The 25,950-nt window shown below is 43.3% G+C and carries 18 protein-coding genes; 8 read left to right on the plus strand and 10 right to left on the minus strand.

Annotated elements, in window-relative coordinates:
- Positions 1–43: 43 nt before the first annotated feature.
- Positions 44–388, plus strand: a complete 345-nt coding sequence (locus tag HWQ47_RS15070) for a hypothetical protein (protein ID WP_269966906.1) — start codon at positions 44–46, stop codon at positions 386–388.
- Between the two features lie 163 nt (positions 389–551).
- Here the strand turns inward: HWQ47_RS15070 and HWQ47_RS15075 are convergent, their stop codons facing one another.
- The 4 genes from HWQ47_RS15075 to ppsA form a co-directional block, all read right to left on the minus strand.
- Positions 552–971, minus strand: a complete 420-nt coding sequence (locus HWQ47_RS15075; RefSeq protein WP_269966907.1) for a MarR family winged helix-turn-helix transcriptional regulator — start codon at positions 969–971, stop codon at positions 552–554.
- A 117-nt stretch (positions 972–1,088) separates the two neighbouring features.
- Complete coding sequence (locus HWQ47_RS15080) at positions 1,089–1,529, minus strand: DUF1285 domain-containing protein (protein ID WP_269966908.1); 441 nt, start codon at positions 1,527–1,529, stop codon at positions 1,089–1,091.
- A 76-nt stretch (positions 1,530–1,605) separates the two neighbouring features.
- Complete coding sequence (ydiJ, locus tag HWQ47_RS15085; RefSeq protein ID WP_269966909.1) at positions 1,606–4,665, minus strand: D-2-hydroxyglutarate dehydrogenase YdiJ; 3,060 nt, start codon at positions 4,663–4,665, stop codon at positions 1,606–1,608.
- 104 nt (positions 4,666–4,769) lie between these two features.
- A complete protein-coding gene (gene ppsA / locus HWQ47_RS15090; RefSeq protein ID WP_269966910.1) occupies positions 4,770–7,139 on the minus strand; it encodes a phosphoenolpyruvate synthase in 2,370 nt (789 codons plus the stop codon).
- 126 nt (positions 7,140–7,265) lie between these two features.
- On the opposite strand from ppsA, the gene ppsR reads away from it, so the two are divergent.
- Positions 7,266–8,078: a posphoenolpyruvate synthetase regulatory kinase/phosphorylase PpsR gene (ppsR, locus tag HWQ47_RS15095; protein ID WP_269966911.1), complete on the plus strand. Its 813-nt coding sequence runs from the start codon at positions 7,266–7,268 to the stop codon at positions 8,076–8,078.
- Between the two features lie 212 nt (positions 8,079–8,290).
- Entirely contained in the window at positions 8,291–9,355 is a 1,065-nt protein-coding gene (locus HWQ47_RS15100; protein ID WP_269966912.1) for a 3-deoxy-7-phosphoheptulonate synthase, read from the plus strand.
- Positions 9,356–9,418: 63 nt separating this feature from the next.
- On the opposite strand, the gene HWQ47_RS15105 is transcribed toward HWQ47_RS15100, so the two are convergent.
- The 3 genes from HWQ47_RS15105 to HWQ47_RS15115 form a co-directional block, all read right to left on the minus strand.
- Positions 9,419–10,612, minus strand: a complete 1,194-nt coding sequence (locus tag HWQ47_RS15105) for a lytic polysaccharide monooxygenase (protein ID WP_269966913.1) — start codon at positions 10,610–10,612, stop codon at positions 9,419–9,421.
- 142 nt (positions 10,613–10,754) lie between these two features.
- Positions 10,755–13,907: a glycosyl hydrolase family 18 protein gene (locus HWQ47_RS15110; RefSeq protein ID WP_269966914.1), complete on the minus strand. Its 3,153-nt coding sequence runs from the start codon at positions 13,905–13,907 to the stop codon at positions 10,755–10,757.
- Positions 13,892–14,140 (minus strand): hypothetical protein, encoded by a 249-nt coding sequence (locus tag HWQ47_RS15115; protein ID WP_269966915.1) that lies wholly within the window; start codon positions 14,138–14,140, stop codon positions 13,892–13,894. The genes HWQ47_RS15110 and HWQ47_RS15115 overlap by 16 nt, the downstream gene beginning before the upstream one ends.
- A gap of 410 nt (positions 14,141–14,550) precedes the next feature.
- Here HWQ47_RS15115 and HWQ47_RS15120 point away from each other — a divergent pair, with 410 nt between their 5' ends.
- Both HWQ47_RS15120 and HWQ47_RS15125 read left to right on the plus strand, forming a co-directional pair.
- Entirely contained in the window at positions 14,551–14,976 is a 426-nt protein-coding gene (locus HWQ47_RS15120) for an acyl-CoA thioesterase (protein WP_269966916.1), read from the plus strand.
- 237 nt (positions 14,977–15,213) lie between these two features.
- Complete coding sequence (locus HWQ47_RS15125; RefSeq protein WP_269966917.1) at positions 15,214–15,873, plus strand: response regulator transcription factor; 660 nt, start codon at positions 15,214–15,216, stop codon at positions 15,871–15,873.
- A gap of 80 nt (positions 15,874–15,953) precedes the next feature.
- Here the strand turns inward: HWQ47_RS15125 and HWQ47_RS15130 are convergent, their stop codons facing one another.
- The 3 genes from HWQ47_RS15130 to HWQ47_RS15140 all read right to left on the minus strand — a co-directional run bounded on the left by HWQ47_RS15130 (position 15,954) and on the right by HWQ47_RS15140 (position 21,579).
- On the minus strand, positions 15,954–17,243 hold the full coding sequence (locus HWQ47_RS15130) for an NAD(P)/FAD-dependent oxidoreductase (RefSeq protein WP_269966918.1): 1,290 nt from the start codon (positions 17,241–17,243) through the stop codon (positions 15,954–15,956).
- A 276-nt stretch (positions 17,244–17,519) separates the two neighbouring features.
- The gene (locus HWQ47_RS15135; protein WP_269971757.1) at positions 17,520–18,131 is read right to left on the minus strand and encodes a fumarylacetoacetate hydrolase family protein; all 612 of its coding nucleotides are present in this window, start codon (positions 18,129–18,131) and stop codon (positions 17,520–17,522) included.
- A gap of 25 nt (positions 18,132–18,156) precedes the next feature.
- Complete coding sequence (locus tag HWQ47_RS15140) at positions 18,157–21,579, minus strand: hybrid sensor histidine kinase/response regulator (RefSeq protein WP_269966919.1); 3,423 nt, start codon at positions 21,577–21,579, stop codon at positions 18,157–18,159.
- Between the two features lie 178 nt (positions 21,580–21,757).
- On the opposite strand from HWQ47_RS15140, the gene acs reads away from it, so the two are divergent.
- The 3 genes from acs to HWQ47_RS15155 all read left to right on the plus strand — a co-directional run bounded on the left by acs (position 21,758) and on the right by HWQ47_RS15155 (position 25,916).
- Positions 21,758–23,710, plus strand: coding sequence for an acetate--CoA ligase (gene acs / locus HWQ47_RS15145; RefSeq protein WP_269966920.1), 1,953 nt, complete (start codon positions 21,758–21,760; stop codon positions 23,708–23,710).
- A gap of 131 nt (positions 23,711–23,841) precedes the next feature.
- Entirely contained in the window at positions 23,842–25,584 is a 1,743-nt protein-coding gene (locus tag HWQ47_RS15150) for a DEAD/DEAH box helicase (protein WP_269966921.1), read from the plus strand.
- A 62-nt stretch (positions 25,585–25,646) separates the two neighbouring features.
- Positions 25,647–25,916: a GrxA family glutaredoxin gene (locus HWQ47_RS15155; RefSeq protein ID WP_269966922.1), complete on the plus strand. Its 270-nt coding sequence runs from the start codon at positions 25,647–25,649 to the stop codon at positions 25,914–25,916.
- Positions 25,917–25,950 lie beyond the last annotated feature (34 nt).

The raw sequence follows: 25,950 nt of genomic DNA on the forward strand, positions 1-25,950 counted from the left end.
TCTGCTTGACTTAGAGGCTCGTTACCTTGCCTAGGAAAGCTGTATGATTACTTTCAAGTATGATCTCAATCAAGATGTTGTTGAACTTCAGGCGAGCGATTGGTGTGGTCTCGAGCAAGTATATATCAATGGAAAAAGGGTTTCCAGAAAACTAAACTTTGGGCAAAACAGTGAACATAACATACAACTTGATGATGGTAATAACTGTAAATTTCAATTACTTATAGATCCATCATCCGAGCAAATGGTATGTCGAATCTACAAAAGAAATAACTTAATAGCGAGTATCAAACAGGGAAAGAAGAACTTGCTGCAGAGTAGAAAATCATTACAAAACTGGACAATCTTTTTCACTTTATCTAGCTTATTGTTATTGCTATTGAATTAATTATGTTGGCCCAATTGCCTTGTACAACCCTGCATAATCTAAGCCTGTTTCCATTAATTCTAAGGCCAATTAAAACTAGCCTTATGTTCAGGTTTCGCGAATGAACAGAAACAAAGAGTTAACCATAAAGTAAGAAGATTAAGTGGATAAATGCGCAAGAATACTATTCAGGAAACCGATTTATTTTATTGAGCAAAGTCACAAAAGCAAAACGTTCTTCCATTGAGAGATTCTCTAGAAAGTATTCATTGACACGTTCAGCTTCAACAATCAGGTCCTGCTCTAACGCTTTACCGGAGTTTGTTAGCAGTATCTTAAAAGCACGACGATTGTCAGCCTCTTGATGCCGAGTCACTAAGCCTTGGAGCTGAAGTTGATCTAATATGCGTGTCATGGTGTAGTTTGCCACATCACAGCGTTTAGAGAGTTCGGTCTGAGTGATCCCCTCCTCTTGCCATAAAGCAAAAAGAACTGGCCATAATTTAATATCCAACTGGTATCGTTTGAGTTTCTTATCCAGTGCATTTTGCAGATCAATATTTAGATGAGAGACAAGATAGCCTAAACTTTCCGACTGTTTCAATCAACACCTCCACACGTTGAGCACCTCATTTAATATTACCACTTAGTTCTCAAGAAACTAGGTATAGTGACAACTAATTATACATTATAAAAATAAATACTAATTATCAATAACTTATTAGTCAGTGACTATAAACTGATTGATATACCGATAGTAGCAAGCGCGGCCAAGTTTCGCCGTCAGGTTCCTTTCAGTTAACACTGTGATCCCTTCATCTGTCACGTTAAAGTCATCAATACTATCGACCATATACTTAGTATCGAGTGATGTGATCACTTCGATACCTCCCATCTCCAAGAGATGGTAATCAACAATAATTAATGGGTGATCGACCACCTCAACTTTTAACTTTTCAGCGGGTGTAATAAGAAAGTAATCACCTTCGATATGGTTAAGAATGGAGGAGAACAAGCGTGCAAACTTAGTCGGTAAACTTCCATCAAGATAAAACCAATCACCTTGGGCATCAATCTTGAATAATACAGCCTCAGAACAAAGCTTAGCCTCTTGAGTTACCTTTGTAAGGGCTAGTTCAACAGGATTACCTTTATCGTTCATAGCGTCTCCTAAATAGCTGTGGCTAGGGAAATCCTAGCCTCAGCCCTCAAAAAAGAATTAAATCGTTTGGCATAAACTAAATCAAACTCAATAGCGCTTCCACGGGATGCTTTGGCTTAAATCCACCAAAACGCTTTACCTGACTACGACAAGAATAACCTGACACTAAGATCTGCTCTTGTGGCAACGCCTTTAATGCCTGCTCCCAAGACATACCAAAGAGGTCTCTCGATCGTTGTTGATTTTCTAACTCATGTCCATAGGTGCCAGCCATACCACAACAGCCCATATTGGCAGTCTTCAAATTCGCACCGAAATGAGAGAAGATTTGTTGCCACTCCTTACCCGTATTAGGTTTAGTTGTCGACTCTGTACAGTGACTAAACCAGGTGAACTCTTGTTTTTCTTCACTGACTGTTGCATTGGAAGGATGAGTTTTTATCACCTCTAACAGCCATTCATTAACCAGTTTAACCTCAAAGTCACCACACTCATCGCCTAACACTTCACGATACTCATCTCGATAACAAAGCACCATAGCAGGATCAACACCCACCATCGGGATATTAAGTTGGTGCACTTTAGTGAGAAAGTCAGCCGATGATTTCGCTGTTTTAGCAAACTTATCTAAAAAGCCTTTTATATGAATAGGCTTACCATTTGGCTTAAACGGCAACAAGACTGGTTTTAAGCCCACCTTTTCAATCAATTTAATAAAATGGTAAACCGTTCCCGCTTCGTAAAAGCTGTTAAACGGATCTTGTACCACCAAAACGTATTCAGCACGTTCATTTTCAGGAATAGATTCTAATGCTGCAAGATCATAGCCTCGACACGCATGGCCATCGAGACGCTGTTTAAGCGTCGGAACCGACAATGCAGGCGCATCGATATAACCTAGGGCCTTTTTGATCACCCATTGACTCAACGAATTCTGAGAAACTGCATTGGTCAACCGTGGCACTTTGGCCATCAAAGGTAACGCATCTTCGATACCAGCCACTAAATAATCTTTCGTCGGGCGCAAGTACCTTTGGTAATAAATATTAAAAAATTGAGCCCTGAACTTAGGTACATCCACCTTAACAGGACATTGGGATGAGCAAGCCTTACATGCCAAGCACCCTTTGAGTGACTCCATCACCTCGTGAGAATAATCATATTCACGATCCATCTTTAACGTGTTTTGTGCTCTTTGTAATAAGCCTATAGGTTTAGCCTTGGACAAGACTTCGACATCAACGCCTTCAGCTTCCAGTAGTCTTAACCACTCACGCATCAAACCTGCACGGCCTTTTGGCGATTGTACTCTGTCACCTGTAACCTTAAATGAGGGGCACATGGGAGAATAAGTACTGTAGTTGAAGCACATGCCATTGCCATTGCAGTTCATTACATCAGGAAATGCATCACGAGTATTGATCGGGATTTGCCGATCAAAACTGCCACGTTTAGCACTCTCTACATTATAGATAAGCACACCCGCCCCCTTCGGTGCCACTAGCTTACCTGGGTTAAGCTTATTATGAGGATCGAACAGTCCCTTAACCTCTTCAAGCAGTCCGTAAAGCTCATCTCCAAATACGGCCGGACCGTATTCTCCCCTCACCCCTTTACCGTGCTCTCCCCACATTAAACCACCATATTTAAGGGTCAAGGTAGCAACTTGATCTGAGACGGTTTTGAGGAGTTTTTCATCGTTGATATCACACATATCCAGCGCAGGTCTCACATGGAGCACACCTGCATCCACGTGGCCAAACATACCATATTGTAATTGATGGCTATCGAGTAATGCTCTGAACTCCATGATAAAATCAGCGAGCTTTTCAGGTGGCACGGCTGTATCTTCAGCAAAAGCTAGGGGTTTACGACGCCCTTTAGTGGCACCTAATAACCCCACCGCTTTTTTACGCATTGCATAGATCATATTGATGCTGTTTTTATCACGAGTAACTTGGTAACCTAATAATCCACCAGCAGCATTTTCAACTTGACTATCCAATACTGATAACAGTGCAGCGACTTTGGTTTCAACCTGCTCTTTCTCACCTGCAAACTCAACCATGTTGAGCCCGTCAATCACTGCACCAGGTACATCTTTAATAAATTCGGAAACAGAATGCCAAATAATATCCTGTTGAGCTAGATTGAGCACTTTTGAATCAACGGTTTCAACCACCGTTGCTTTGGCCTTGACCAAATCAGGAGCATGTCTTAATGCTGCCTCAAACGAGTCATACTTGATGTTAACCATCATGCGTACACTTGGCAGCGGTGTGATGTTAAGTTTTGCCTCAGTAATAACCGCAAGCGTGCCTTCAGAGCCCGTTAAAATCCGAGATAAATTAAATTCACTCAGATCGGGGTTCCACACATTTTTCAAATCGTAACCCGTTAAGAAACGGTTTAGTTTAGGAAAGCGCGCTTCAATCTGTGAACGATTTACCCTGCAAAGTGTGGCTATCTCTTGAGTGAGCTTCTGCCCAAGTAGATTGGGAGTAACGCTGTTTACATCTTTAAGCCTATCGAGAGACACGGTTTCGGTGTCGAGCACACTGCCGTCATAAAGCACGCTCGACAGAGCTAAAACATGGTCGGATGTTTTACCGTATACCAGTGATCCCGCACCTGATGCATCAGTATTAACCATGCCGCCAATAGTCGCACGGTTCGATGTAGAAAGATCGGGACTAAAAAAGAAGCCATGGGGCCTAAGTGCATCATTTAAGGCATCTTTAACCACACCAGCTTGAACCTTAACCCATTTTTGCTCAGGGTTTATCTCAATCACTTGATTGAGATAACGAGACAGATCTAAAATAATGCCGTGGGTTAATGACTGACCATTGGTGCCAGTTCCACCGCCTCGAGCACTAAACACCACTTTATCGAACTCTTTTCTTGCCGCTAATCTCAATGCTATGCACACATCTTGCTGACTTTTAGGGTAAAGAACGGCTTGGGGTAAAAACTGATAAACAGAATTATCTGTCGCTTGCGCTAAACGAGCACTGTACCTTTTATCAATGTCACCGCAAAAGTCACCTTGCTCCAGCGCATCTAAAAAGAAGAGGTATACAGGCTCAAGGGTTTGTTCATGTGATAATTTAGGCAACTTAACATTAGGCAACATATCAGTTCTTTCTATTTATTATTAGTGTAGGCCAAACAGTATAAACAAAAAAAAAGCCGCTAAGTAGCGGCTTTTGAGATTAGCTTATTCTATTTAAAGATAAATTAAGCGTCTTGTTTACCTAGGTACAACCAAGTATCAATAACGGTATCCGGATTTAGCGATACGCTATCAATGCCCTGTTCTACTAACCAGGCTGCAAAATCTGGATGATCTGATGGCCCTTGACCACAAATACCCACATAGGCACCTTTAGCTTTAGCCGCTTTAATGGCCATGGCCAATAGCGCCTTGACTGCGTCATTGCGTTCATCAAACAAGTGACTGATGATGCCAGAATCGCGATCTAGACCTAATGTCAGCTGAGTTAAATCGTTTGAACCGATAGAGAAACCATCGAAATGTTCAAGGAACTGTTCAGCAAGCAGTGCGTTCGAAGGAAGTTCACACATCATAATGACGCGTAGACCATCTTTACCACGTTCTAAACCTTGCTCTTTTAGCAGCTCAATGACTTGTTTCGCTTCATCAACCGTACGTACGAATGGGATCATCACTTCAACATTCGTTAACCCCATATCATTACGAACGCGCTTAATCGCTTCACACTCAAGAGCGAAACAATCACGGAACGATTCAGAGATATAACGGCTTGCACCACGGAAACCCAACATAGGGTTCTCTTCTTCTGGTTCGTACTTATCACCACCGACCAAGTTGGCGTATTCGTTTGACTTAAAGTCAGACATACGAATAATCACTTTCTTTGGGTGGAAGGCTGAAGCGATTGTCGCCATACCTTCAACCAGACGAGCGACATAGAACTCAACTGGAGAGTCGTAACCGGCGATCATCTCATGTATTTCAGCCTGAAGCGCAGCATCTTGCTTATCAAATTCAAGTAACGCTTTAGGGTGAATACCGATCATACGGTTAATGATGAACTCAAGACGCGCTAGACCAACCCCTTCATTAGGAAGGCGAGCAAAATCGAATGCTCTGTCAGGGTTACCGACGTTCATCATGATCTTCATCGACAATTCAGGCATTGAATCGACGCGAGAACGAAGCACATCAAAGCCTTGAATACCTTCGTAGATGAAACCCGTATCACCTTCGGCACAAGAAACCGTCACTTGTTGACCATTCTTGATACGCTCAGTCACATCACCACAACCAACTACCGCTGGAACACCGAGTTCACGTGCGATAATTGCCGCATGACAGGTACGTCCACCTCGGTTAGTCACAATCGCGCTGGCGCGCTTCATGATAGGCTCCCAGTCAGGATCGGTCATGTCGGTAACAAGCACATCACCTTCTTTGATTTGATCCATGTCTGCAATTGACGATAACACTTTAGCTACACCACTACCGATTTTGTGGCCGATGGCACGGCCTTCACAGATAACGTCGCTCTTACTCTTAAGGTGGTAGCGTTCAATCAACTGCACATCTTCGCGAGAACGAACTGTCTCAGGGCGCGCCTGTACGATATAAAGCTTGCCATCATTACCATCTTTAGCCCACTCGATATCCATAGGACGACCGTAGTGCTTCTCGATGATCATCGCTTGCTTAGCGAGCTCCATCACTTCATCGTCATTGATTGAAAACTGACGACGTAGAGCGGCGGGAACATCTTCAATTTTAACCTGTTTACCATGTTCAAGATCGCTTGAATAAACCATCTGAATCAACTTACTGCCAATATTACGGCGAACAACCGCTTTATAGCCAGCCGTTAAACTAGGCTTATGAACATAAAATTCATCAGGGTTAACAGCACCTTGAACAACCATTTCACCCAAACCGAATGAAGAGGTAATAAATACCACATCATTGTTGCCAGATTCAGTATCCATGGTGAACATCACGCCAGAAGCTGCAGTGTCAGAGCGAACCATGCGCTGAACTCCGGCAGATAAGGCGACACCTTTATGATCATATCCTTGGTGAACACGGTAAGAGATAGCTCTATCATTAAACAAAGAAGCAAAAACATGCTTAATCGCAACCAAAACAGATTCATAACCTTTCACGTTCAGGAATGTTTCTTGTTGGCCAGCGAATGATGCGTCGGGCATATCTTCAGCAGTCGCAGATGAACGAACCGCAAATGAGGCATCTTTAGTTTCTGAGGAGAGCTTATCGTATGAGTCACGAACAACTTGCTCAAACTCATTATGGAACGGGGTATCGATAACCCATTGTCTGATCTGTGCACCGGCTGTAGCGAGTGCTTTCACGTCATCTACGTCTAACACATCTAGCGTGTCGTATATCTTCTGGTTAAGTCCACTTTGTTCAAGAAATTCATTGAACGCGTAAGAGGTGGTTGCAAAACCGCCAGGCACTTGAACACCTGCGTTAGATAAGTTGCTAATCATCTCTCCAAGAGAAGCGTTTTTACCGCCGACCTTGTTGACGTCACCCATGCTTAATTCTTGATACCAGAGTACATATTGTTGCACAGTTCTATCTCCGCAAGTTTATTTCAGTGTGGCCCCTTCACAGGAGGGCTGCGGCATTTTACACTCCAGCACAACACACGTAAATCTATAATTTTATTTGTAATTTTATTACTACAAGAGGTCAAAATGTTACGTAAAGTTTTCTATATTTCTGATGGGACAGCAATCACAGCAGAGGTGTTTGGGCATGCTGTTCTCTCTCAGTTTCCCGTTGAGTTTGAGTCACTTACTATTCCATTTGTGGAAACAGAAGCTAAAGCAAATGAAGTTAAGACTCAAATCAATGATTGTTTTATTACAACAGGTGAGCGCCCTTTAGTCTTCCACTCCATCGTAAAAGCGGAGATCCGAAACATAATCTACAGCAGTGAAGGCTTGGATTACGATTTTCTGAACACATTTGTCGCGCCATTAGAGCAACAATTGGGAATAAAGGCCTCTCCAGTGGTTCATCGTACCCACGGCAACATGAATGAGAGTTATGAAGCTCGTATCAATGCCATAAATTACACCATGGATAATGATGACGGTCAGACATTAAAGAATATAGATAAGGCTGATTTGGTCTTATTAGGCGTTTCCCGATGTGGCAAGACCCCTAGTAGTCTCTACCTTTCGATGCAGTTCGGTATAAAAGCGGCAAACTATCCCTTTGTCGAAGATGACATGGATAACCTAAAACTGCCCGATGAACTAAAACGTAATAAGAGCAAACTATTTGGTCTAACTATCGATCCTGTGCGTCTGCACGAAATACGCCAGAGTAGAATGGAGAACAGTCGTTACTCATCATTAAGACAATGCCGTATCGAGGTTAAAGAGGTCGAGATGATGTATAAGCGTGAAAGGATACCGTATGTGAACACGACGAATCACTCGGTTGAGGAGATAGCCACCAAAATATTGGCCATGACAGGACTTGAACGTCACATGTTCTAAATTAGCTCTCTATATACAGCGTTAATGCTTAAGCACGATCCACTCAGCCATAAGACTTATATCGTAAAAAAACCTCCGATTTGGCAATTTATCTGCACGGTGACCTATAAATACTCTAATTTTTCCCGAGTTAGGCGCTGTGCATCTTGTCATGATTGGTTATAATCCGATGCAATCAGGCGAAATGCCCATACGAACGCTCGGTATAATGAATGACCATTAAAACAGATGAACTACGCACCACTTTATTATGTAAAGCTATCTCACCTGCTAAGTTAGCTTCTGAATTCCCATTAACTCAAGATGCTGCCAGCTACTTAGTGCAGCAACGACGTGAAGTGGAAGCCATTTTAACTGGCGATGATCAGCGACTATTAGTGATCATTGGCCCTTGCTCTATCCATGACACGAGTGCAGCGATCGATTATGCAAAGCGTTTGTCTGTTCTGCATCAAGAATTAAAAGACGATCTATGTATATTAATGCGCGTCTACTTTGAGAAACCAAGAACGACGGTGGGTTGGAAAGGATTAATTTCAGATCCCGATCTCGATGGTAGCTTTAATGCAAATAAAGGCCTGCGTTTAGCCCGTCAGTTGCTACAAGAGATCACTGAGCTTAAACTGCCTATTGCCACTGAGTTCCTCGATATGGTGAACGGTCAATATATTGCAGATTTGATCACTTGGGGCGCTGTAGGAGCTCGCACAACAGAAAGCCAAATTCATCGTGAAATGGCATCAGCTCTATCTTGCCCGGTAGGCTTTAAAAATGGCACTGACGGTAATATCAATATCGCGATTGATGCAGTGCGCGCTGCGAAATCTCCTCATATCTTCTACTCTCCGGATAAAGACGGCGCCATGGCCGTTTACCGTACCAGCGGTAATCCCTATGGGCACATTATTCTACGCGGTGGTAAACAGCCTAATTACCATGCTGATGATATCAATGCCGCAGCGCAGCAGTTAAACGATGTCGGCGTATCACACCGCATGGTGGTTGATTTCAGTCACGGTAATAGCCAAAAGAAACATGAACAGCAGATTGCAGTTGCTGACAGTATCATGGAGCAGATGCGTCAAGGCTCTACTGCCATCGCAGGCATTATGGCTGAAAGCTTCATTGAAGAAGGTACCCAGAAAGTGGTTCCAGGCGAAACACTTGTTTATGGTAAAAGTATCACTGATGCTTGCCTGCACTGGGAAGATTCTGAAATACTGATCCGTGCTCTTGCAAAGGCGTCAAGGGACAGAATTAACTTGTTAAACACATAAATTTGCATCTAAAAAAGCTTCACTGTTTAACAGTGAAGCTTTTTTACGTCAGTTACATATCAATTATTGGCTGCAAGGCCCCAAGTCCTTCCAAACGCCCCACTCTCCAGATCCCGAGGGAACATCATTTTTAGTCCACCACTGTGCTTGGTAGCGAACCGAATTATAAGCGACCTCATCACCACTGTCGTAAACAACACTATCAGTCCAGAGTGTTAAGTCACAACCACTTGGTGGCTCAGTCGGTGTCTTTACATCAAGTCTAAACGTAAACCCTAACTGCTTAGTCCATACTTTATTCAGAGCTAAGTCTTCTGAATAAGCAATGTCACCCGTGGCCTCCTTAATACCAACTTGAACCAGCTCAGCATGTAGTTGCACGACCGACTCAGCTAACTGACGAGCCCATAAGTCCGTCATTATATTGGTCGAATCAATCGCTAGCTTTTCAAATACACGCTCTTCTCCTTGTGCACTAAACAGACGGAACCAGACTTCATCCCCTTCATTAGCGGTTAAACCATTCGCGATGTATTGCTCAAGCTCTGTCCACTCAAGCGGCTCGGTATCGTTAACGATGTTAATGTCACTGCAGTTGTAAAAGCCTTCACCAGCAGCATCTTCACGCTGCCATCGGGTATATAACGTCGCAGGCCCACTTCTATCCAGTGGGAAAGGAATGGCAATTTGATACACTTTTTTGCCATTAACCTCGCTCACTGCAATGTTAGCCACTTGGGCAATAAGGGTAAGCTTTTCCCAACTCAACACTTCGCTGGCCACATCAAAAGTCTCATCGGATAGATAAAACTCCCAAAAGCTTGGGTTATGAGGCGTGTGAGCATCAAAAATAACGGTGATCTCTCCATCCGCATCCGGCGTCATATCACTTCGCTGCCAAAACATAGAAGGGTTATCCATGCCGGATTTTTCGACATCGCCACCAGCACAAAGTTGGCCATTGGGTATCGCTGACTGCACCGCTGTAGTGCTATTGTAATTCATCACATTTTTAGAAAACTCATTGTTTTGAACCAGCTGTTTAGTCCCTGTTGTTAAAAGCGCTGCACGGCAGGCCAAATTGGGGATCGCTGAGCCATCATCAGGCCACCAATATCCACCATCATCGACACAAAACTGTTGACGCGCTTTTGGGCTATCCATATAACCATGTGCATTCACACTGGACACTGACATCGCATTTGCGAGCAGTATTGTGCCCAATGTCATTGAGTATGCTTTAAAATTAAGTTTCATAATCATCTCAAATTAGGCAGGTATATCGTAATCACCTCCCGTAATGTTGGAGTAATGCCACTTTTCTCAGAGGCATTGAGGATTGTACTTATCAAAATGAGGGCTTTGATTAAGGTATTGTCCTTAATCAAGCCCTTTCTGCTTAGTCGATATTACAAACAAAGCCCCAATCCGTGCTGGATGAGCTTGGCTTAGCATTTGTCCACCAAAGTGCACTAAACACAGCCGTTTCATCCTTCATCTTATCGCCGCCAGCAGCATGACTAGGGTTACCTTGCCAATCTGTTTGCGGGAAATTAGGGTATGCAGACACAGTGCTGGCATCAATACCAGCATCGCTGCATAAGTCAGAACTTGGCGGAGTGGTATCCCCACAGCCAGAGCCGGTTGGATCGAGTTCACACTCATCAGGCAGCGTGTCACCAGATTGACCGAAGTCATAAGTCACACCATCAAAAGTCACAGTGAAATTTGATGGCATAGACACAGGTAGGTAATACTTAATGGTGCCGCCGAAATCTGCGCCGGGAGCGATAGACTTGTAACTAGGCAGTGTAAAACGCACACGGTGGAAATCGTTTTCAAGTCCTCCGACGTTACCAGAAGCAACATTTGAACCATCAGTGATCACCGTTAAGTTCATCCCTGATTGGTCGCTAATTTGAGCAGAGGTTGACGTTGAGATATCAAACTCAAACACAGCACCGCCCGGAATCGTACTTTGGCTGTTATTTCTGATCGTCAGCGTAGGCGTAATTGGGTAATTACTATCACCGACCTTATATCCTGATAAACTTGCGCTCAATGTTAAGGTGTTTGCCAAAGCAGGAGAATTACTCACACTGTTACCATAAGGCGCAGCTGCAGCAAATTTATCGTAGGCAATTGTCGTCATCGTCTCACCGATAAAGTACTCACCTTGGCCACTGTTTCGTTCTGGATACCAGTCAAAATCACCCGCAAGTTCCCAGAACATCACCCCACCAATGCCCTGATCGACAACATACTGGACTTTAGTGTTCATCGCTTGTTCATCTTCAGTCGACAAATACACTTGCTTAGTTGGGTTCCATAACCATGATGACTGAGCCACATTATCGTAGTGACGCTCATAGGTGCCGGTAAGCTTATCAGCCGGATCATTAACAGGATCTAAACCGTAACTAGCCAAATAACTTCCGTTAATTCCTTGCTCTAAGTTTTTCGCATGCCACATAGGGTTAGAGCCTGCAAACATCTCATTGCCCTCTTTATCTAGATCATGCCAAAGGTTATCTATTCCCTGTGCGCCATAGCCACAGTTATTATCTCCTTCACCCGTCCCAACAGGGCAACTTGCTTGATCTGGCAATGCTGCTTTGCCCCACAGACCATTGGTTCCACCGGTTACGCCCTGCCAACCGCGAGTATAGTAAGGCAGGCCTATATTGATACGGCCCGCTGGCATAGCACCACGGAAATAATGGTAAGCCCAATCAGTATTGAGATATCCTATTCCGCCGTATTGCGCGGTTGAATATACATCCCAAAATGCAAGTTCTGCATCTTCACCCGTATCATAAAGCGCAGCATTGTGACCAACGAAGTCATTCCATGCCCCATGCAGGTCATAGCTCATGATGTTGACGTAGTCGAGGAAGCGCGACATCTGATAGGCTTCCATACCACGAAGCAGATAACCTGAAGCAGGTGCTGCAACCGTTAGCATGTAATGCTTACCGTCTTGCTTACTGGCAGTATCGAGTTTTTCACGCAATGTTTTCATCAACAGATCATATTGAGCAAACAAGGTCGCTCTTAAGGGATCTGCCACAGCAAAGTCATCAGGGTTACCTGACTTTGCCATAGAAGTTGCATACTCATAGTCGATATCTGCACCATCGAAACCATAAGTGCGAAGAAAAGCCACCACAGAGTCGGCGAAGGTATTAATCCCAGTTTGTGTCTTGGTCATTTCATAGAAACCACCACTGGCGACACGAACACCGTTATCATCAAAATAACCGCCCGTTTCTGCCCAGCCACCAATTGAGATTAAGGTTTTAACTTGTGGATGTTGCTTCTTAAACTTATTAAGCAGGTTAAAATGTCCCTGATAGTTATATTCAGAATCCATTTCAGCACCAATGACACCGTCCCATGTCATACCCGTAGCCGGGTTTTCTACATTATTCGGATCACCGACAGACACCTTATTGTCACCATCTACATGGGCAAAGGCATAGTTAATATGGGTGATTTTGTCCCAAGGAATATCATTGACTAAATAGCTAGGTTGTCCATTTGTGCCATTGCGCCAAGAAGTAAAATAACCGATGACGCGACGTGCATGATCTGCGCCCATCTTCTCACGTCCAGTTTCATCATAAATATCACAATAAACCGAATCACCTTCTAATCCATCAGGTCGACACACTTCATGGCTAGTCGGTCTGTCACCGACATAACCTACAATTGCACTTGAAAGCACGCTTGCCCCTAAGTTGTCTGTCACCTCAACAGTGATTGAAAGGGAGCCTGCTTCCAGAGCCGTATACAGCATCGAATACGGTGCTAAAGTATCGGTTTCAACCAGTAAACCATTAACATAGAAACTGACACTGGTCACATCACCATCACTGTCTTGTGCCGTAGCACTCACGGTTAACTCACCATTTACTGGCAGGGTAAAATTAGCAATTGGTGCAGTGAGCTGCACACTTGGTAATTGATTCGCCGCAATGACACTCACATTGACAATCTCCGAGACAGCGCTGTCATTTTGAATGTCATATGCACGTGACTGGAGTGTATGATTGCCTACTGCTAATGCAGTCCAACTAAACTCATAGGGAGAGCTTAGATCTGTCTGAGCCACAACCCCGTCAACAAGCAATTCAACCTTAGAGATACTATCTCCAAGGTCAGGATCTGAAGCACTTGTAGTAACAGTTAAAACATCATCCTCAATGACAACGCTGTCATTTTCGGGTGAAATAATTAAGGCTACTGGTATTTGATTTTGACTATTGGTAACGACAAGGGTAACGCTCTTTTCAGTAGAAGCGCCTTTGTTATCCGTGGCTGTTGCCTTAATGACTACGCTGCCTAGTTGATCGGCAATCCATGGGCTTGTGACGACAAGAGCGTTCGCTGTCCATATCAAGCTTTCAACAGTTCCGTCTATATCAGCAGCTTCAGCATTAAGCACAACTGCATCATTAAGGTTAATAGCACTGCCAGTTTGAGGCGAAATGATATTGACTGTTGGCAATTGATTAGAACCGCCATCACATTGACCTAACCCTTCCCACACTCCCCACTCTTCAGCACTTGCTGGGGACTCATTGGTCGTCCACCACTTTGATACAAGCTATTACTTTGGGTGACTTGGGTAGTATTGGCATAAACCATATCGGCTGACCAAGGTGCGACCCCTTGGCAATCGACTGCGTAGGCTTGGCTCATCATCCCTTGGCTTATCAAGGTTGAACTAATGATTAAAGCAAGGCGTTGTCGCCTGCTAAAATATGCAATTTTATTACTCATGGCATTATTCCTATTATTATTTAGTTATACCGAATAACCTAAATATAGAGACCACTAACTCACAACATAACCACAAAGGAAAAAACATCGGTCTTATTAATCTACACATAAAACATAGGCTTGGTTATTATTTTATTATATTAATACTGAACAGACTTATAACTTGAATAATTTTATTCATATAAATCAATTGGTAACAAAGTACAAAACAGTCTAGATTATTTATTCATATTTATTAGATTAACAAGCAAAAAGCTTTTTTCATTCTGTTATTTATTAAAAATAATACATCTTGACTAACCCATTGTTTATTAATGTTCTGGGGATATAAGCCTATACATCTTGTTTCTTTACCCCTGTAAAATGATATAATTCATGCTGTTTAAAATCGCATAACCTTAGGTTACCGTATGCCACTAGCTCACTCGCCAAATACTCGCTCAGATACTATGAACGCACGAATTAAAAATTCTGAAGCCAGAGTTATCAAAGCTATCTTTCCCTCCATTACTAACCACCACAACACGCTATTTGGCGGTGAAGCATTAGCCTGGATGGATGAAACTGCATTTATCGCGGCAACACGTTTCTGTCGTAAGCCTTTAGTCACTGTCAGCTCAGATAGAATCGACTTCAAAAAAGCGATCCCAGCAGGCAGTTTAGCCGAAATAATTGCCAATGTGATACATGTGGGTAACACCTCACTTAAAGTTGAGGTCAATATCTATGTCGAAGATATGTATCAAGATTTACGTGAGCATGCGATCAGAGGAGTATTTACCTTCGTTGCCGTAGACGAAAATAGGCAAGCAACAAAAGTTTGGACTCAGGAATAGCCAATAAAAAGCTAAGTAGTGGTTGCTTGATGTAACTGCTATTTAGCTCTCATTTTCCTTGCTCAGCCCATTATTTCTTAATTTTAATATCGTCAGTCAAAATCATTAGACTTAAGTCTAACAAAGCGAATTTAAACACAAAAATTTGCCAACAAATGATAAAGCGATAGGATAAATTACCTTTTTTCTGTTACATTGGCTTAATCTTCACGCGCAACGAACATAATTATAAAAGCCATGAAGCTAGAAAATTTAAATATAATCATCGCCGATGATCACCCACTATTTCGCAATGCACTTCGTCAGGCATTAAGTAAAGCTTTTGTTGATACCCAATGGTTTGAAGCAGATAGCGCCGATGCTCTCCAACGTCTACTTGAAAAAGCAGATATTGAATATGACTTGGTCATGTTAGATCTACAGATGCCCGGATCCCACGGCTATTCGACTTTGATCCATCTTCGTACTCATTATCCAGAGCTCCCCGTCGTCGTTATCTCAGCCCACGAGGACAATATCACCATTAGTCGCGCTGTACATTACGGTAGTGCAGGATTTATCCCTAAATCGTCATCAATGGAGACCCTTGAAGCCGCATTAACCTCGGTACTATATGGTGATATTTGGTTACCTGCCGACGTCGAGATACAAGAGATTGAAGAGGATGCTACGGCGCTTATCGCCAGCAAGCTTTCAGATCTGACCCCGCAGCAATACAAAGTTCTGCAGATGTTTGCCGAGGGGCTTTTGAATAAGCAGATCGCCTATGATTTAGGCGTATCTGAAGCAACCATTAAAGCTCACGCTACTGCCATATTTCGCAAACTGGGTGTACGTAATCGCACCCAAGCGGTGATATCACTGCAACAATTAGAGATGGAAAAAGTAGAGCTTTAACTTCAATACTGTTTTTATATTAAATAAGCCAATCATATGAGCGGCTTATTGTTTATCAAACATATCAACATCGACGTAAACTAACGGAAATTCTCCATCATGCGATAATACATCATTCCCATGGCCATCCCTTGATTACCAAGCCACTCTCCGACTGGCAAGCGAATATGTTTCATGTCGGCAAATAACTCAAACTCTGTCAGGCTACCAATAATAGCATTTGCCATGATCTCTCCCATTATATGAGATGTTGCCACTCCATGACCCGAGTATCCCTGACAATAAAATACATTGGGTGACACTTTACCCAACTGTGGAATTCTATTAACTACGATGCCAGCCATTCCGGTCCATTCAAACTCAATTTCTATTCCCTTCAAACGCGGAAAAGTGCGTTCGATACCCGGGCGTAACTCCTTGGCAAGATCTTTTGAGTTTCGACCAGAATAGTTAGTTCCACCGCCAAACATCAATCGATGATCAGCCGTCATCCTAAAGTAATCCAGCACGAAACGACTGTCATATACAGCAACATCATGAGGATTGAGCACATTAACCACTTCTGGTGTCAGCTTAACCGTCGCACAGTTCCCCAAAGAGGCAGGAAACAACATACCGCTTAGCTTATTTCTTGCTAGCTTATGGTAGGCATTTCCAGCCAACAAAATGCTGTTAGCCGTAATCGATCCATGAGCAGTTTTGACCGTAGGTAACACACCATCTGTAATATCTAAAACAGGCGAATTCTCAAAAATAACTGCACCGAGGCTCTCAGCTGCCCTCACCTCACCAAGACACAAATTCACCGAATGTAAATGCATATTTCGCTTATTCAGCAAACCACCATGATAAAGTGGTGTTTCCAGATATTCAGGAATGTCCTTTTTAGTGATCAAAGAGACTTTATCACCCATGCCACGTTCAACAGCTTCATCAAACGTTGCTTTCATCTCATTCATATGTGTAGGTTTATAAGCAGTATGAAGATGACCAAACTTTAAATCACAATCAATTTTATACTTGCTGACACGAGACTTAATGATCTCATGGCCTCGCCAACGAAGATCCCAAACAAACTTTTCAGCTTCTATGCCTAACTTGTTAATCAACTGCTTGGTCATGGCTTTGTCGCCAGATAAGCTGCCTGTTACTTGGCCACCATTTCGTCCTGTCGCCCCCCAACCTATTTTATTTGCCTCTACAATCGCGACCTTAAAGCCTTTTTCAGCCAGCTCCACTGCTGTTGCCACCCCAGTGAAACCTCCACCCACGATCACCACATCGACTCGATATTCGCCCTCCAATCTTGGATATTGAGTTTCATTATTAATCGTTGCGTTATAGTAGGAATTACACCTTGGTTCTGGCATCTACTGTCTCCGTTTGCATGTAAACAACAAATCTAATGTTTTATATTTTTTACACATCAGATTGTTGAGTATATAGACTGATAATTAGACGTCAATTGTAAAATAGTAGTTATTTAAACAGTTTCTAATGATTACATTTTAGAATAGACCGAGAAACATAGATAATAGCTAGAGGGACTGGTACATGTGGTAATTTATATTTTACACTCTAAAAGAAAGAGCCTTAACGAATCTTCCGCTTTAGTCAAGCTCCAAGTCTCCTAGGAGCTCTCCTATTTAGCTCGCCTTCCAATGCGCCTTAATGAGTTGAGTTTTTCCATCGAAGAGTGTCACCTCAAACAGATCATCAAGGTTAACCACACCAACCCCCTTTGGCGTGCCAGTCATGACTATATCCCCATCTTGTAGACTCATAAAAGTGGTTATCTCCGTTAAGATCAGCTCAGGAGAGTTCATCATCAAACCGATATGACCCACCTGAACTTGAACGCCATTGATAGACAGCTCAAAATTCAGTTCATCACTAATCTTGTCGATTTCCACAAAATCACTAAACACGGCTGAGCCGTCAAATGCTTTAGCTCTCTCCCAGGGTAAACTTTTGGCTTTGAGCTCACTTTGCAGCGTTCGTTTAGTCAAATCAAGCCCAATACCTACAGCCACAAATTGACCTTGTTCGAACAAAAAACAGAGCTCAGTTTCATAATGAATAGTCTCATGATGAAAACTGATTAGGTTTGTTGAAATGGCTGAGTTTGGTTTAATAAACAAAAGCATATCTTCAGGTATTTCATTACCAAGCTCCTTAATGTGCTCCACATAATTGCGTCCAACACAAACCAGTTTAAAAGGAGTCACGGTTCGTTGACTAACCGTCAAGGTATTAATTTTCATAGCGTTACTTGCCATCGTATTACTTAATCAAGCTCGAAATAAGCGCCCTTAATGCCGCGGGCTTAACCATCTTGGCCATGTAATGATAGCCCTGACGGTTAACATCATCGACCAGCGTTTTATTGGTATTTGCGGTGATCAAAATACCGGGTAAATGACTGCCGTATAAGCCTCTAATGGCATTCATGGCGTCCATTCCATTTTGGCCATCATCAAGATGATAGTCTGCAAGTACAATATCAGGCGCCACCCCTTTAAGCCCTAGTTTAATTCTCGCATCGGCCAGATCTTTAGCGCAGATAACCTCACACTGCCAGCGACTCAATAAGCTCTCCAATCCGGCTAAAATAGCCTCTTCATTGTCAATACACAGCACCTTCACCCCAGCTAAAGGTTGTAATAAACTGGGCGTTTTTTTCGGCAGTGGTTCATTTAATGCTTTACCTAAAGGTACACGGATGGAGAAGACTGAACCATGACCCAGTATGGATGTCACATAGATTTTATGATCCAATACTCGGCTTATGCGATCTGCAATGGCTAAACCTAAACCTAAACCACTAACGCTATTGCTGGCTGGATTATCAAGTCGTTTAAACTCCTTAAAGATCTCTTTAGTTTCGGCTTCATCGATACCGCAGCCAGTGTCGAGCACTTGGATCTCCAGCTCATCACCTCTGTGTCTACAACCAAATAACACTCGATTCCCTCTGGCATAGCGGTAAGCATTAGTTAAGAAGTTTTGCAAAATACGTCTCAATAAACTGAGATCCGAATAAACACTGGCACTACAAGGCACTATGCTAAAATCAATCTGACTGTCTTTAGCCATCGCCGTAAACTCAACACCTAAGCCATCAATCAAATCAGATACAGAGAAATCCCGACGATTAACCTCAATCATGCCAGAGTCCAATTTTGATATGTCAAGCAGATCTGTGAGCAACTCTCCTGCGATTTTAAGTGAGCTATTAACATGAGAAAGTGTTGTTTTTCCCTCTTGATCCAAATTCGGATATTGGGATAAGGAAGCCGTAAACAAACGCGCAGCATTTAAAGGTTGCATTAAATCATGCCCTACGGCGGCTAAAAACCTACTTTTGGAAGCATTCGCCATCTCCTCTTGCGCTTTAGACTCGAGTAATTGACTGTTGAGCATGGCCAGCTCATAGGTACGCTCTTTTACTCTCGCCTCAAGCGTATCATTCATCTCTTGCAAGGCTTTTGCATGCTCACGGTACTGGGTTATATCGGTAAAGGTCATCACAAAACCACCACCAGGCATAGGATTACCTTGTATTTTTATCACTTTACCATCTTTGCGTTGTCGCTCAGACACATGGGCCGTACCATCTCGCATATGCTGTACTCGGGTATTCACCTTTTCTTCAATATCCCCCTCACCACAAAAGCCACGACTGGCATTAAAACGAACGACATCACTGATAGGCATTCCTTCTTGTAAAAAAGAGACAGGATATTGATATAACTCAGCGTACTTATAATTCCAGGCCACCAGATTAAGCTCTTTATCCACCACGCTCATCCCTTCATAGGCATGCTCAATTGCGCCTCTAAGCATATCTTGACTCAGGATAATTTTGGACGATGCCTCATCAACTAAGCTAAACACCTCATCAAGCGCCAGATCTCGACCCTGTTGTACTGAATCCATCACCAATGATGCACTGGAAGCGCCAAGTACTCCGGCTAACATATGTTCGGTATGAGCCACCAACTCAGGCGGTGCAGATTTATGCCAACTATCGCTTTTTACCGCCTCTTCAGAAAAACGTGAAAAGCTTTCATAAGCGCGAGTTGGACTGACGAATCGACTTGCCAAGATCAATAGATCTTGTTGAGACACTGCCGCAGACTTACGAGTGTTGTTACTTTTTAAATTTCCAGGAGAAACAAATTCACTGGCTTGAATTCGCTCAACTACGCCAGCTCTGAACCAGATAGAGCCCAACATATAGCAAGCACAATTGGCCAGCAACGCCGTTAAAATATCACGGACATTGGGGTTTATTGATTCAAGCAGGGCAAAATCATTATTAAAAACACCAGCGGTATCACTCGCGCCTTTTAATAGAATGTAACACCAGAGGCCGAAGCCGACTGCCAATCCCATTAACACGCCAGAACGATTACCATGCTTCCAATACATGCCACCAATTAACGCAGGTGCGAGCTGTGCAAAGGCGCCAAATGACAACATCCCCAGACCAGAAAGTGAATCACTGTCGATAAATGACAAGTAACTGAAATAACCTAACCCTAAGATAATAATAATGGAGAGCCGACGAGTGTTAAGCAGAAATTGAGAAAACTGGCTAAAATTCTTTTGTTTTATCTTACCTGTTCGCAGCATCACAGGTACCAACCACTCGTTACTAACCATGACACTAATGGTCACTACCGCAACGATAACCATGCCCGTCGCTGCAGACAAAGTGCCCAGTAGAGCGATAACCGCAACGATGGGTTGATCTAACGCTAAGGGGAGATTGATCACATAGGTATCTGCTGCAACACTATCACCTAAGATTATTTTTCCAGCTAACGCCAATGGCGCCACAAACAGTCCGAACAGGATCAAATAGATCGGAAATAACCAACGCGCTTTGAGCAAGGTTTTCTCGTCACTACATTCCACCATCATGACGTGAAATTGCCTTGGCATACACAGGAATGCAGCCATCCCAACTAACAGCTGTGGCATCAAGGACCCAATATTTAATTCAGGTGCACTGATTAAATCCCGTGCAGCGGCTTGCTGCCAAATATCATCAAACCCATCGAAGTAACCGAAGCTTATCACCACACCAATAATCAAAAATGCTGCCAGCTTAACGAGAGATTCAAAAGCGATAGCCAACATCATTCCCGGATTATGCTCGGTCGCGTCCAATTTACGCGTACCAAATAAAATCGCAAACATGGCCAAAATAGCAGTAATAATGAGCGACACCTTCGCGCCGTCGAAAGATGAACCTTCAGGTTGAAACAGATTAAGACTAAACACCATGGCTTTAAGCTGCAAAGCAATATAAGGCATGATGCCAAACAGAGCAATTAAGGTCACTATTGCCGCCAAGAGCTGAGATTTTCCATACCTGGCGGCAATAAAGTCGGCAACAGAGGTAATATTATGGGTTTTAGAAACCAACGCCATTTTTCTCAGCAGACCAAAGCCAAAAGTGAAGATAAGTATGGGTCCCACAAAAATAGGCAGAAAAGACCAGAGATCTTGAGCTGACTGCCCCACTGTGCCGAGAAAGCTCCAAGATGAGCAATAAACAGCCAAGCTTAATCCATACACCCAAACCTGAATTTTCTTGGTAAATTTACTGAACCAGCGCTCAGCTCCCCACGCTAGAAAAAACAGCAGAAATACATAGAGGACGGCAATAACGCCAACTAAAATGGTTAAGTTCATACAGCTCTCATTTTTTTCACTCTATTGTGCGTTAATTCTCAAATTAAATCTAGCTTAAGGAGACTGTTCAACACACTAAAAACAAAGGAGTTTATGGCACTAGACCAAGGTCTAATAGTGCTTAAAGGTGATATGACTCCATACTTGAGCCACGCATTATTAGATTAAGGGAAGCCCAATGAGCACGCAGTCTCTCTACAAAGTTCCAAGCGACATCGCTGAAAACGCACATGTAAATGAAGAACAGTACAAAAAGATGTACCAAGAGTCGATTGTGAATCCTGAAGGTTTCTGGAGAGAGCACGGTCAACGTATCGATTGGATTAAACCCTATACCAAAATTAAAAAAACCTCTTTCGATGATCATAATCTATCAATAAATTGGTTTTATGACGGCACACTCAATGCTTCTGCTAACTGCCTTGATCGTCATCTTGAACATAAAGCCGATAAAGTTGCCATTATCTGGGAAGGCGACGATGCCAAAGATCAACGCACGATCACTTATGGTGAACTGCATAAAGATGTGTGCAAGTTTGCTAACGCACTGCGTAGCCAAGGCGTAAGACGCGGAGATATTGTTACCGTATATATGCCAATGGTACCTGAAGCGGCCGTAGTGATGCTGGCTTGTGCCCGCATTGGTGCTGTTCATTCTGTTGTATTTGGTGGCTTCTCACCCGACTCCATTGCATCGCGTGTTATTGATGGCAAATCAAAAGTCATTGTCACCGCCGATGAAGGTCTGCGTGCAGGTCGTACCATCCCTCTTAAAGCCAACATAGATGAAGCCCTGTCTCACCCTGATGTAACTTGTGTCGAAAAGGTCATAGTCTATGAACGTACTGGTAGCGACATCAACTGGGTAAAGGGTCGTGACATCAAGTGGAATACTTTGATGGAAACCGCTTCTGAACACTGTGAGCCAGAAGAGATGGGCGCCGAAGATCCGTTGTTCTTACTTTATACTTCGGGATCTACAGGTAATCCAAAAGGTGTGCTACATACCACTGGCGGTTACATGGTTTACGCGGCCATGACCCATGAATATGTATTCGACTATAAAGACGGTGAAGTTTACTGGTGTACCGCTGATGTTGGCTGGATCACTGGTCACTCTTACATGGTGTACGGTCCATTGGCTAATGGTGCCACGGTTCTTATTCATGAAGGTGTGCCTAACTACCCGACTCCCTCTCGTCTTGGAGAGATTGTCGATCGTCACAAGGTTAATATCCTCTATACCGCGCCAACGCTTATTCGTGCCCTTATGGCCGAAGGTAAAGAACAGTTTGCTGACTTCGATGGAAGTTCATTGCGCATCATGGGGTCAGTGGGTGAACCTATTAACCCCGAAGCATGGCGCTGGTACAATGAAGTCATCGGTCATGAGCAGTGCCCTATTGTCGATACTTGGTGGCAAACCGAAACCGGTGGCATATTGATCAGCCCATTACCTGGTGCAACAGACACTAAACCAGGCTCAGCTACTCGCCCATTTTTCGGTGTGCAACCTGCACTGGTAGATAACATAGGCAACATTGTTGAGGGTGCCGCCGAAGGTAACTTAGTGATCTTAGACTCTTGGCCGGGGCAGATGCGCACCGTATTTGGTGACCATGATAGATTTGCACTCACCTACTTCAAAACATTCCGCGGCATGTACTTTACTGGTGATGGCGCAAAGCGAGATGAAGATGGTTACTACTGGATCACGGGTCGAGTTGATGATGTGATTAACGTATCAGGCCATAGACTCGGTACCGCAGAAGTTGAGAGTGCCTTAGTGTCGCACCCAAATGTGGCAGAGGCTGCCGTGGTTGGTTACCCTCATGATATCAAGGGACAGGGTATTTATGCTTATGTCACCTTAACCAAGGGAACAACCGAAACTGAGGAGCTACGTCAAGAGCTTCGAAAGTGGGTACGTAAAGAGATTGGCGCACTGGCCACGCCCGATCTCATACAATGGGCAGGAGGCTTGCCGAAGACTCGTTCGGGTAAAATTATGCGCCGATTCTTACGCAAGATTGCGGCCAACGAAGTGACCAATTTAGGTGATTCATCGACACTGGCAGATCCAGCTGTTATCGATACCTTAATCGAGTCTCGCTTAAACCGTAGCGAGTAAATTAAGATCCGTCATTAAACCTCTAGCCCCTCCAATGAGGGGCTTTTTATTACATATTTTTCAGACCCAGTTCCCCCGACTCCTTGTCACTGTTATCCTTTACTTCAAGACCTCATTCTAATTAGATTTTTGTGCAGTTAAGAGACTATCAACAACAAGCCGTAGACGCTGCGGTAACACATTTTAAATCCAGCAGTGATACCGCTGTATTAGTCCTTCCTACGGGAGCAGGCAAGAGCATCGTCATTGCTGAGCTTGCTCGCATCGCCAATGGCCGCGTACTCGTGCTGACTCACGTAAAAGAACTGGTTGCCCAAAATGCAGAAAAAATTGGCATACTGACCACCGCAGCGAGTATCTATTCGGCGGGTCTTAAACAAAAGTCGACAGAAAATAAAACTGTTGTGGCCAGCATTCAATCTGCAGTCCGATCACCAGAACAATTTAATGAACCTTTCTCCTTAGTTATCATAGATGAATGCCACAGAGTCAGCCCTGATAAGACAAGCCAATACCAGAAGCTCTTGACACACCTTAAGCAGAAAAGCCCCAAAATAAAGCTTCTAGGCCTCACAGCAACGCCCTATCGATTAGACTTGGGCTGGATCTATCATCACCACTACCATGGCAAGATGGGCAACCCTGATAAACCCGTGTTCCAACAGTGTATCTTCGAACTGCCAATGCGACCTTTAATCAAACGCGGATACTTAAGTGCACCAAAATTGTTTGATGGCCTATCAGTACAGTATGACTTTAGCACTTTGCAAGCCTCCTCTAACGGCGAATATCAAGAAAAAGAGGTTAATGACCTTCTTAGCCATTGCGGGCGAGCAACCACTGCAATTATCAAGCAGCTCACCGAGATTGGAGCAAATAGACAGGGAGTCATTATCTTTGCTGCAACAGTCCGCCATGCTGAGGAGATAATGAAGCGATTAAGTGAGCAAAGCGCAGCGCTTATCACAGCTAAAACCAGCTCCGCAGATAGAGATAACATCATCTCCTCTTTCAAAGCTAGGCAGATCAAATACCTGGTCAACGTGGCCGTACTGACGACGGGTTTTGATGCACCCCATGTGGATCTTATTGCCATATTAAGGCCAACCGCTTCTGTGAGCTTATTCCAACAGATGGTTGGCAGAGGACTTAGGATCTGTGAAGGAAAAGATGAATGTTTGATTATCGACTATGCGGCAAATGGTTTTGATCTTTATTTTCCTGAAGTTGGCCAAAGTAAACCCAATAGCAAAAGTGTTCCAGTACAAGTTCACTGCCCTGTTTGCAATTTTGCCAATATCTTCTGGGGACTCGTCGACGATGATGGTGACATCATCGAACACTTCGGCAGGCGCTGTCAGGCATTGGTTGAAAATGATGGTAATAAAGCACAATGCGACTTTCGGTTTCGGTCTAAATCATGCCCTTATTGCGGTGAAGAGAATGATATTGCAGCCAAAATTTGTCATCAATGTGATGCGCTGCTAATCGACCCAGATAAACGTCTTAAAGAGGTGTTACAACAGAAACATCATCACTTGTTCAAATGCCAGTCCATGCTTTTTGTAAAAGATACTGATCGCTTAAAAATTCAATATATCGATCTCGATGGCAACGACTTTTGTCGCTATTTTCATTTTAAAACTGAGGGACAGCGAAAAGCCTTTTACGCCATATTTGTAATAACTCATACTCGGACTCCTGGATTTAAACATCAACAATATAAACAAGTTGAACAGGTGATCTCAGCGAGAGAAAGCTTTAGAATGCCTGATTTACTCTTGCTGAAAAAAGGCAAGAAAGGATGGGATCTCGTCGAGACCTTTTTTGATTATCGTGGCCGCTATCAAATTGAGAATAAGTTTATTCAATAGGGAATATGCAAGATTGATCCTCTTGTGGTATAAAGTATTGAATCAATTTTTCAGGAGTCACTATGTTCGTTGTAATTTTTGGCCGTCCCGGTTGTCCGTACTGTGTTAGAGCTGTTCAACTCTCTGAGCAACTTGTTGAAGCGCGCAGTGATTTTAAGTTCAAATATGTAGATATTCATGCGGAAGGGATCTCCAAGGCTGACCTTGAAAAAACAGTTGGTAAGCCCGTTGAAACGGTACCTCAGATCTTTGTTGATAAAGAACACGTTGGTGGCTGTACCGAGTTTGAACAATACGTAAGAGATAACAAACTTTTGTCACAACCAGCTTAAGTCGATACGCCTATAAACACTGAGAAGTGTGTTC

This window comes from Shewanella sp. MTB7 (assembly GCF_027571385.1).
Classification (GTDB): Bacteria; Pseudomonadota; Gammaproteobacteria; order Enterobacterales; family Shewanellaceae; genus Shewanella.

Coding starts and splice junctions, on each gene's coding strand:
- HWQ47_RS15155 (WP_269966922.1), top strand. CDS start 25,647: ATGTTCGTTGTAATTTTTGGCCGTCCCGGTTGTCCGTACTGTGTTAGA.
- HWQ47_RS15105 (WP_269966913.1), bottom strand. CDS start 10,612: ATGAAACTTAATTTTAAAGCATACTCAATGACATTGGGCACAATACTG.
- HWQ47_RS15080 (WP_269966908.1), bottom strand. CDS start 1,529: ATGAACGATAAAGGTAATCCTGTTGAACTAGCCCTTACAAAGGTAACT.
- acs (WP_269966920.1), top strand. CDS start 21,758: ATGAGCACGCAGTCTCTCTACAAAGTTCCAAGCGACATCGCTGAAAAC.
- HWQ47_RS15130 (WP_269966918.1), bottom strand. CDS start 17,243: ATGCCAGAACCAAGGTGTAATTCCTACTATAACGCAACGATTAATAAT.
- HWQ47_RS15140 (WP_269966919.1), bottom strand. CDS start 21,579: ATGAACTTAACCATTTTAGTTGGCGTTATTGCCGTCCTCTATGTATTT.
- ydiJ (WP_269966909.1), bottom strand. CDS start 4,665: ATGTTGCCTAATGTTAAGTTGCCTAAATTATCACATGAACAAACCCTT.
- HWQ47_RS15070 (WP_269966906.1), top strand. CDS start 44: ATGATTACTTTCAAGTATGATCTCAATCAAGATGTTGTTGAACTTCAG.
- HWQ47_RS15100 (WP_269966912.1), top strand. CDS start 8,291: ATGACCATTAAAACAGATGAACTACGCACCACTTTATTATGTAAAGCT.
- HWQ47_RS15120 (WP_269966916.1), top strand. CDS start 14,551: ATGCCACTAGCTCACTCGCCAAATACTCGCTCAGATACTATGAACGCA.
- HWQ47_RS15125 (WP_269966917.1), top strand. CDS start 15,214: ATGAAGCTAGAAAATTTAAATATAATCATCGCCGATGATCACCCACTA.
- ppsR (WP_269966911.1), top strand. CDS start 7,266: ATGTTACGTAAAGTTTTCTATATTTCTGATGGGACAGCAATCACAGCA.
- HWQ47_RS15115 (WP_269966915.1), bottom strand. CDS start 14,140: ATGAGTAATAAAATTGCATATTTTAGCAGGCGACAACGCCTTGCTTTA.